General features: G+C 36.0%; 8 protein-coding genes. 3 read left to right on the forward strand and 5 right to left on the reverse strand.

What is annotated here, in order from left to right:
* Positions 1–202 precede the first annotated feature (202 nt).
* Positions 203–1,045 (forward strand): glycerophosphodiester phosphodiesterase family protein, encoded by an 843-nt coding sequence (locus Q1A47_RS19165; protein WP_026680625.1) that lies wholly within the window; start codon positions 203–205, stop codon positions 1,043–1,045.
* 273 nt (positions 1,046–1,318) lie between these two features.
* On the opposite strand, the gene Q1A47_RS19170 is transcribed toward Q1A47_RS19165, so the two are convergent.
* The 4 genes from Q1A47_RS19170 to Q1A47_RS19185 form a co-directional block, all read right to left on the reverse strand.
* Positions 1,319–2,191, reverse strand: a complete 873-nt coding sequence (locus Q1A47_RS19170; RefSeq protein ID WP_026680626.1) for an SDR family oxidoreductase — start codon at positions 2,189–2,191, stop codon at positions 1,319–1,321.
* A 221-nt stretch (positions 2,192–2,412) separates the two neighbouring features.
* The gene (yppF, locus tag Q1A47_RS19175; RefSeq protein WP_051388293.1) at positions 2,413–2,637 is read right to left on the reverse strand and encodes a YppF family protein; all 225 of its coding nucleotides are present in this window, start codon (positions 2,635–2,637) and stop codon (positions 2,413–2,415) included.
* Positions 2,638–2,740: 103 nt separating this feature from the next.
* Positions 2,741–4,969 carry a beta-propeller domain-containing protein gene (locus tag Q1A47_RS19180; RefSeq protein WP_166531015.1) on the reverse strand — a complete coding sequence of 743 codons (2,229 nt, stop codon included), beginning with the start codon at positions 4,967–4,969 and terminating at the stop codon, positions 2,741–2,743.
* A 166-nt stretch (positions 4,970–5,135) separates the two neighbouring features.
* The gene (locus Q1A47_RS19185) at positions 5,136–5,993 is read right to left on the reverse strand and encodes a DegV family protein (protein WP_026680628.1); all 858 of its coding nucleotides are present in this window, start codon (positions 5,991–5,993) and stop codon (positions 5,136–5,138) included.
* Between the two features lie 139 nt (positions 5,994–6,132).
* Between Q1A47_RS19185 and Q1A47_RS19190 the strand changes: the two genes are divergently transcribed.
* Both Q1A47_RS19190 and Q1A47_RS19195 read left to right on the forward strand, forming a co-directional pair.
* Positions 6,133–6,975, forward strand: coding sequence for a YitT family protein (locus tag Q1A47_RS19190; RefSeq protein WP_026680629.1), 843 nt, complete (start codon positions 6,133–6,135; stop codon positions 6,973–6,975).
* Positions 6,976–7,007: 32 nt separating this feature from the next.
* Positions 7,008–7,433 (forward strand): hypothetical protein, encoded by a 426-nt coding sequence (locus Q1A47_RS19195; protein WP_121604875.1) that lies wholly within the window; start codon positions 7,008–7,010, stop codon positions 7,431–7,433.
* Between the two features lie 60 nt (positions 7,434–7,493).
* Here the strand turns inward: Q1A47_RS19195 and Q1A47_RS19200 are convergent, their stop codons facing one another.
* Positions 7,494–7,757, reverse strand: coding sequence for a NifU N-terminal domain-containing protein (locus tag Q1A47_RS19200; protein ID WP_026680631.1), 264 nt, complete (start codon positions 7,755–7,757; stop codon positions 7,494–7,496).
* Positions 7,758–8,146 lie beyond the last annotated feature (389 nt).

An 8,146-nucleotide genomic window follows, 5' to 3' on the forward strand; every position in this document is an offset into this window, starting at 1 on the left:
GAATACAAACTATCGGATGTGCTCTAGCTATGGCAAACAGGAAAGGACCGGGCTGGTTTTTGCCCGGTTTTTCTTATGTGTGTCAATAAGCCCATTACTTTAGGTGGTTTTTTTCTTACAATCTCTTAATCTTCAGTTTAGTTTGAATTAACAGAGCATCGTTATAATAGAATTAAATACAGAACAAAGAGAGGGAGATTTAATGAAGCGTATTGTTTCAATTTTGCTAATGACATTTATTGTCATGTCCATGTTTACCACAGCTACATTTGCATCAAACAGTGAAATTAGTAAGAGAAATAAAGTTGTCAATGTAGCACATAGGGGTGCATCAGGACATGCTCCAGAGAATACGATGGCAGCTTTTCATGAGGCGTTTAAAATGAAAGCAGATTACATTGAGATTGATGTTCAAATGTCAAAAGATGGAGAATTAGTACTTATTCATGACACCACACTAGACCGTACTACAAATGGAACGGGTTATGTTGGAGATCATACGTTAGAGGAATTAAAACAACTAGATGCAGGAAGTTGGTTCAGTGATGAATTTGCCGGCGAGAAGATTCCAACCTTCGAAGAAGTATTAGATGCTTTTCGCGGAAAAATTGGTATCTTAGTTGAGTTAAAATCACCAGAATTATATCCTGGTATCGAGGAGAAGGTAGCTAATGCATTAAAGGAACGAAATATGGATAAGCCAAGAAATAATAAGATTATTATTCAATCTTTCAATCATGATTCTGTGTTAACCACCAAATCTTTATTACCACGTATACCTGTAGGAGTACTGGCTGGGATGAGCTGGAAGGATGTTACGGATCAAGAGCTTGAGGAATTTGCTTCTTATGCTGACTATTTCAACCCAAATATGAATATTTTAGACGCTGAATTAGTAGACAGAATTCATGACATAGGTTTGGATATTTGGCCATATACGGTCAGAGAAAAGGAACAGGCAGATCGACTGTTAAAGCTAGGCGTGGATGGAATTATTACTGATTTTCCTGAATATGTATATGACCATCCTGGAAGACATAAATAAGGAACAAAAGCGTGTCCGATTAGAAACGTAGCGACTGGAGCGAGTCAACGGAGATAAAGGAATCACGGTGAGCTTACGATCCGATCCTGACTTATCGTAGGCGATTCATGAAGTCGCCTCGTTTCTGGACGCGGCTTAACACGCCCTTATTTATCCACATGGGATAATTTTATAATTTTCTTGATTTGCTGACTATGAAAAAAGGGGCTGAATAAGTTTAAAAAGACTTGAGGGCCCCTTTTTTATTTTAAGACTAAAATTCAGAAAACCAATTTAGCCGTTAACAATCGTTCCACCATTTACATGGATCATTTGTCCACTGACATAGCTTGAATCCTTACAAGCTAAATATACGTAAGCAGGGGCTAATTCCTCTGGTTGACCAGGTCTTTTCATTGGAGTATCCCCTCCAAAGGAATCAACTTTTTCTTTTGTGAATGTAGAAGGAATTAACGGTGTCCAAATTGGACCAGGTGCTACAGCATTTACACGAATTCCTTTGTCAGCTAATTCCTCTGATAGTGATCGAGTAAAGGATGTGATCGCTCCTTTTGTTGCAGAATAATCAATTAAATCTTTGCTACCTTGATATGCTGTTATGGATGAAGTATTGATGATCGCACTTCCTTTTTTTAGGTTAGGAAGTACTGCTTTGGTTAAATAAAACATACTGAAAATATTAGTACGAAATGTTTTCTCTAATTGGTTACTTGTAATATCCAATATACTTGACTGTGGATGCTGCTCAGCTGCGTTATTTACCAAGACATCGATTTTCTTAAACTTTTCGAGTGTTTCTGCTACAGCTGCTTCACAAAAGGCTTGATTACCTACATCACCATCGATGAGGATACATTTTTTTCCTACCTGCTCGACTAAGCGCTTTGTTTCATTAGCGTCAGAATGTTCATTAAGATATATAATCGCGATATCTGCACCTTCTCGCGCAAAGTGAATGCTTACTGCTCGTCCAATCCCACTATCTCCTCCAGTTATTAAAGCAACCTTACCATATAATTTATTGCTACCATGATAGTCTGCACGGATGTATGCTGGTTCAGGCTTCATCTTTGCTTCTATTCCTGGTTGTTTATTCTGCTGCTGTGCTGGGGGTGTCAGCTGTCCATTCTCTTTTTCCATTTTCATATTTATACCTCCTGTTAAGCTGCTTTCTTTACTCTAATGGAAAGTGTTAGTTTCATTTTCCCCGAATCGTACTTTTTCAATCATATAATTGCTAAGGCGTTATAATGTTCAACAAAACGGGACAATAAAAAAATACTCAGCATATGAATCTTTTTCTGAGTATTTTTTAAGTGAAAATAGTGGATACAGATTTCATGTAGAGAGTAAATCAAATTCCTTCTTTAATAAAATGATGTAGGAAAGGGCTTCTTTGGTGTGTTGTACATATATTCATGTGCAGAGCTGGCACCTTGAATTTTAAGAAAGGAATAAATTTCTCGATACATGACAATATCTATTTCACCGGTAACATATTTCTTTTGATAATAATCTAGAATATCATTCATAGAATTAGGAGACTGATTACGCTCATGTTGATACATCTGGATTAATTGATCGATGTACATGCTATCCCCTCCCTTTGTAAGTTTTGTACAACCTAATACTACATGATTATGATCGGAGGGCAGTTTTCATGCATGTAATTTTCGTTTTATCCTATAACGTGACTTACTTTAATTCTGTATCTGTTGGTACATTTGGTTGATCTGGCAAGTTTAAGGTGTGAATGACTTTATCGCTATTCATATCATATACCTTCATTTGATTATAGGAAAAGGTATATAGAACGTTATCGATAGATGCCATTCTTCTCGTTTCTGACTCCCATTCTGGATGGTCATTTTCCTGTTTCTGGTGTGTAATGGATTCCTTTATTTGAATGCCATTTTCAGACGAAATATTAAGTAATAAAGCCCCTTCAAATAAAAATTGCGGTTTTTCATATGTTATATCTGCTTCTTGGACAGTCTTTGTCTCAAAGAGAGTAACTGGAAAGCCAAATAGATTTTTGTCCGGATGTTGATACAGTGCTTTATGATTATGGTTTAATTCGGTAAAGGAACCTTTTTCACCGATCACCTTACTAAACGTTTCTTTTGGTTTAGTAGGGTTACTAACATCAAAGATAGATATCTTAATTCCGCCGGTTTGTACAAGTGGTTCTGCATGATTCGTATTATTATCAACCTCGGTGTGCATTCCAAATCCTATCACATGCTGTTTATCCAATGGGTGTAAATAATTACTAAATCCAGGGATTTTTAATTCGCCCAAAACGTTTGGATTTTTGGGGTCTTTTAAGTCAATCACGAATAAAGGATCGATTTGTTTAAATGTAACCATATAAGCGACATTATCCATAAAACGAACACTATAGATTCGTTCGTCTTTTGCCAATCCTTCAATGGATCCTAGTCTATTTAATTCTAGATCAAATGTATATAAATTATTTGTAGTGTTTTCGTTTTCATCTATTCTATCGTTCGTAGTGGCTACACGAAAGTTATCCTTTCGTTCATCCATAGCAAATTGATTAATTAAGGTACCTGGCACCGTTGTCGAAGCTTGAAATTCTATATTGCCATTGTCTACAGCAAATTGCATGATTTCCGTTTTTACAGGCATTGGTGCAATCATTGTTGCTGTCTCTTCACTTCTTGAAGTATTATTTTGTTGGTACTTAGCAACAGCAATATACATATGCCGTTTGGACATATAGATGTCATGTGAAGCACCTAAATAGGATTGTATCTTTGCTGTTTCATTTATATTGTTGAGATCGATGGAGGTAAAGAGCAAGAAGTTCTTTTCCTCACTTTCTGGAAAGAAATACATATCATCATAGTTAATAGGCTTTCCATCTTTTCCATCTGCAGCAGTATCCTTTATAAATGGACGGATTTCTGGATTAGAATCAGCTTCTTCTAAGATTCTAAAATCAGGTTGCTCATTAGCAATAAGATATAGTTGGTTATCTGTTTTCCGTGAAGCTGAATAATTTCCTTCCAATGTTACTTCCCGAATCCGCTCGGGATTTTCCTTGTTGGAGATATCATAAATAAACACTGTAGTTTGACTGTGATGTGGCATTATATCTCTTGTTAGAGAACTGTTTTGTTGCTTTGTTGAATGATTATCCTCTTTACGTATCGGTTTATAACTATGGCCTATACTAATAAGATAATTATCATGTAAATATAGTTCCAACGGTTGAAAATTTTTCTCTGTAATTGTACTAATTACATTGCTTTCATTACTTCCCGCCGTAACTATGAGCAAATCATTTTCGCGTGAGAAGTAAAGATATTCTCCATCACTTTTTAGCTGGTCTCCCTCGTCGATACCTGCTACTTGAACATTTGTATTTGAAGTAGGAGTTGCAGCGGGCTTATCAGCTGCTAATTCGTTTGTCGATTCAGCCGTATTCGCAGATTCCTCTTTAATTGTCATCGTGGATCGTTCTTTAAGGATTGTTATTAATTGCTGTGCATCTTTGATTTTTGGAATATCGTTAACGACTGTAAACGTATGTGTGAGAGCATCCGAGAGGTAGTCTCCCTTTGCTGTTTTTACGCGATTAGATATGTTAATTTGGTAGGTGTGATCTTGTTGATAGCCATTTTCTGCATTAATTTTCAAAATGGTGTTTGATTCTTCCCAGTCAAAGGAAATAGATAAGGGCTCATTGTTTTCATTACGAATGGTAACACTTTCTTGTGTAATTGAATTTGGATCCATTTCTTTATTAAAATGAATGGTCCAAATTTTAGCTGCGGTAGCATAACTTGTGGCATTTGGTATATTTGCGGTTACCTTATTTGTTGTAAGCGAATAAAAAATTCCTACGCTGCATAGTAGAATTACTAAAAATAGCAATCCAGTTATTTGCTTATTCATTATCGAACCTCCTTTTATTTTGTTGGTGAAAAATTATTAATATTTACTTGAATACATCTATTTGAAGCGTGAATGCTTACTTATCTAGTTAGACGGACAAAATGATTGATTTGTTACAATGTTGTCAAAAAAAAGCTTAACCCAAGTTTAGGGTTAAGCGAAGTCATTACTTAGAGTTATTCAAGAAGAAAAGTGCAATTGTTCCAGGGCCTGAATGAGAACCAATCGCGGAGCCAACCATTTCAATAACGACATCTTTAACAGGAAATTTCTCTTTGATCATTGCAGCAAGTTGCTTTGCACGTTCAAGGTCATCACCATGAGAAATTCCAATTGTTTGATCTGTGAAATCTTTGCCCCGTTCTTCCATTAAGTCTAACATGCGTTGAAATAACTTTTTGGAACCACGGATTTTTTCTAAAGGAATTAATTTTCCATCTTCTACATGAAGAATAGGTTTTATCTTTAAAAGTGTGCCTACAAATGCAGCTGTTCGGCTAACTCGACCACCACGGTATAAATATTCTAAATTATCTACCGTGAAAATATGTTCCATATTTACTGCATATGTACGTGCAGCTGAGATTATCTCTTCCAATGTTGCGCCTTGTTTAGCAAGCTTAGCTGTATGAAGAACTACAAGTCCATAGCCTAGGGAAGCGCATTTTGTATCGATAACGTGAATAGGTGCTTCTGGGTGAATCTCCTTTACTTCCTGTTCCATCATCTTAGCTGTTTGATAGGTACCGGAAAGTTCAGAAGAAAATGCAAGATACACTAGAGGTTGATTTGACTCAGCGTAAGCAGTAAAAATATCTTTAAAAGTTTGTGGAGAAACCTGTGATGTTTTTGGGCTTTTCCCTTCTCTCATGGCATGATAAACTGTCTTAGGGTTAATTGTTTTTCCATCTTCATAATCATTATCATCAAGATGAACCGTTAATGATACCATTTCTATATCAAATTCGTTATAATAAGTCATTGACAAATCACATGCGGAATCCGCAAGAATTTTTATCGTCATATATATTCACCTGCATTTCTAAACTAGACTTTATTTTAGTTTAAATTGAATTTGTAGGATAGTCAAAATATATTTACGTAAAATTTTAAAAAATGTAAAAAATAATCAGTATGTTATACCAATTTGTAGGGAGGTAGCTATGTTTATATTTGAAGCAAAACGGATTTTCGTAGTCATTTTTGGAGCATTCTTAAATGCGTTGTCGCTAAACTTTTTCCTCATTGGAGCAAATGTATATGCTAGTGGGTTTACGGGTGCTGCCCAGCTGGTTTCTAGTGTATTTAACGATTTCATTGGTATAGGCGTTAGTACGGGAATTTTACTTGCAGTATTCAATATTCCTGTAGCGATCTTAGGCTGGTTTAAAGTAGGGAAAGGGTTTACGGTATACAGTATCATATCTGTAATGTTTACATCCGTATTTTTAGAATTATTACCTGTATTAGAAATTTCCGAAGATATAATTTTAAATGCTGTATTTGGCGGAGTGATTGCAGGAACGGGTGTAGGATTAACCTTGAAGGTAGGTGCATCTACTGGGGGTATGGATATTGTAGCAATGGTATTATCTAGAATGAAGGATCGCCCAATTGGAACGTATTTCTTAATGCTCAATGCAATTATTATTGCTTTGGCAGGGATTCTTTATCAACCAGAAAATGCTTTATATACATTATTAACATTGTATGTAACTACCCGTGTAATCGATGCTATTCATACACGCCATGAAAAAGTAACCGCGATGATTATTACCCATAAAGCGGATGAATTACAAAAAGAAATTCACAAAACGATGGTAAGAGGGATCACTATTTTGCCTGCTAAAGGTGCATATACAAAAGCAGATAAGCACATGATGTACCTAGTTGTGACACGCTATGAGTTATATGACCTGGAACGGATTATTAATGAAGTTGACCCCAATGCGTTTACCAATATTGTACAAACGACGGGCATATTTGGGTTCTTCCGAAGAGATTGATCCTTAAAATAGGCATAAGAGAAGGGGATACGATGAAATATTTCAGTGTTATTTTAATCTTATTATTTCTAATGGGGTGTGGTGACCAAGCGGAAACAGGTGATGATTCATCAAACCATTCCTCGATGAATAAGGAAACAACTGCTAATACTGCAGTAAGTTTTCGGAATATCGATATAAAGGTAGAAGATGGAAAAGCTATTATAGAAGGAGAAGTCAATGCTAGAAATACAGAAGTATTCTATATCCTTGAACATCAAAATCAAGAAATAATTAGCGAAAAACAAGCAAATACCAAACAACAGTCAGTAGCATGGATGGATTTTACTCTGGAAGTTTCACTTCCAGAAGAGGTGATGACTGGAAAAGAGCCACCGATTTTAATTCTTTATGGAAAAAATGAACAAGATGAAAGGATTAATGCAAATTATTTTCCAGTTGATATAAATAATGAATAATGACACAAAAAGGTCATGCAATCAAATGCTGACCTTTTTTATAGCCATATGATGTATGGCTTAATAGCCATAGTTTTCTAATACACTTATTACTTGGGGAGAAAGGTTATCCCATTCAACATCGAATTTTTTGTTTATGGTGATAAAGTTTTGGTAGCCAAATACATTATCAACACCTTCTAATTCCATAAGATCATTTAAAATTTGATGTTCGCTCGTATCACCAGGCATAACAGAAATGCTGTTTGTTCCTTCAAAAATTAGTTTATCCGTTGTAAATTTCAACGCGTTTGGGTTTGGGGTGGCTTCTGCTCGAATTCCCATTCGTCATCCCTCCTAAATCATACTTACTTCTATAGTAGCAGAAAAAGGTGGGATAAAAAAGCATTTTGTCGAATGAAATCCATGATACTTAAAGGATTCATTTGCATCAGAATAAAAGTACAAGTGTCCGATTAGAAACGTAACGACTAGAGCGAGTCAACGGAGATAAAGGAAACACGGTGAGCTTGCGAGTCATGATGACTTATCGTACGCGATTCGTGAAGTCGCCTCGTTTCTGGAATGTGGAGCTGGGCGCGGCTCAGCACGCCCATATGTATCCGCATGGGCTATTTTTATAATTTCCCAGACAATAAAGGGGCTGGGACATAACTAGCCCTTATGAAGTTAAAAAAGATTCCAGTTATCAAAAAATGATAGCTGGAATCTTT

Origin of the sequence: uncultured Virgibacillus sp. (genome assembly GCF_947495635.1) — a bacterium.
In the GTDB taxonomy this organism is placed as follows: domain Bacteria; phylum Bacillota; class Bacilli; order Bacillales; family Amphibacillaceae; genus Virgibacillus; species Virgibacillus salarius.

Bases quoted from the DNA above. Each gene is read 5' to 3' on its own strand.
- Q1A47_RS19165 (WP_026680625.1), top strand. From the start codon at position 203: ATGAAGCGTATTGTTTCAATTTTGCTAATGACATTTATTGTCATGTCC.
- Q1A47_RS19170 (WP_026680626.1), bottom strand. From the start codon at position 2,191: ATGAAAATGGAAAAAGAGAATGGACAGCTGACACCCCCAGCACAGCAG.
- yppF (WP_051388293.1), bottom strand. From the start codon at position 2,637: ATGTACATCGATCAATTAATCCAGATGTATCAACATGAGCGTAATCAG.
- Q1A47_RS19180 (WP_166531015.1), bottom strand. From the start codon at position 4,969: ATGAATAAGCAAATAACTGGATTGCTATTTTTAGTAATTCTACTATGC.
- Q1A47_RS19185 (WP_026680628.1), bottom strand. From the start codon at position 5,993: ATGACGATAAAAATTCTTGCGGATTCCGCATGTGATTTGTCAATGACT.
- Q1A47_RS19190 (WP_026680629.1), top strand. From the start codon at position 6,133: ATGTTTATATTTGAAGCAAAACGGATTTTCGTAGTCATTTTTGGAGCA.
- Q1A47_RS19195 (WP_121604875.1), top strand. From the start codon at position 7,008: ATGAAATATTTCAGTGTTATTTTAATCTTATTATTTCTAATGGGGTGT.
- Q1A47_RS19200 (WP_026680631.1), bottom strand. From the start codon at position 7,757: ATGGGAATTCGAGCAGAAGCCACCCCAAACCCAAACGCGTTGAAATTT.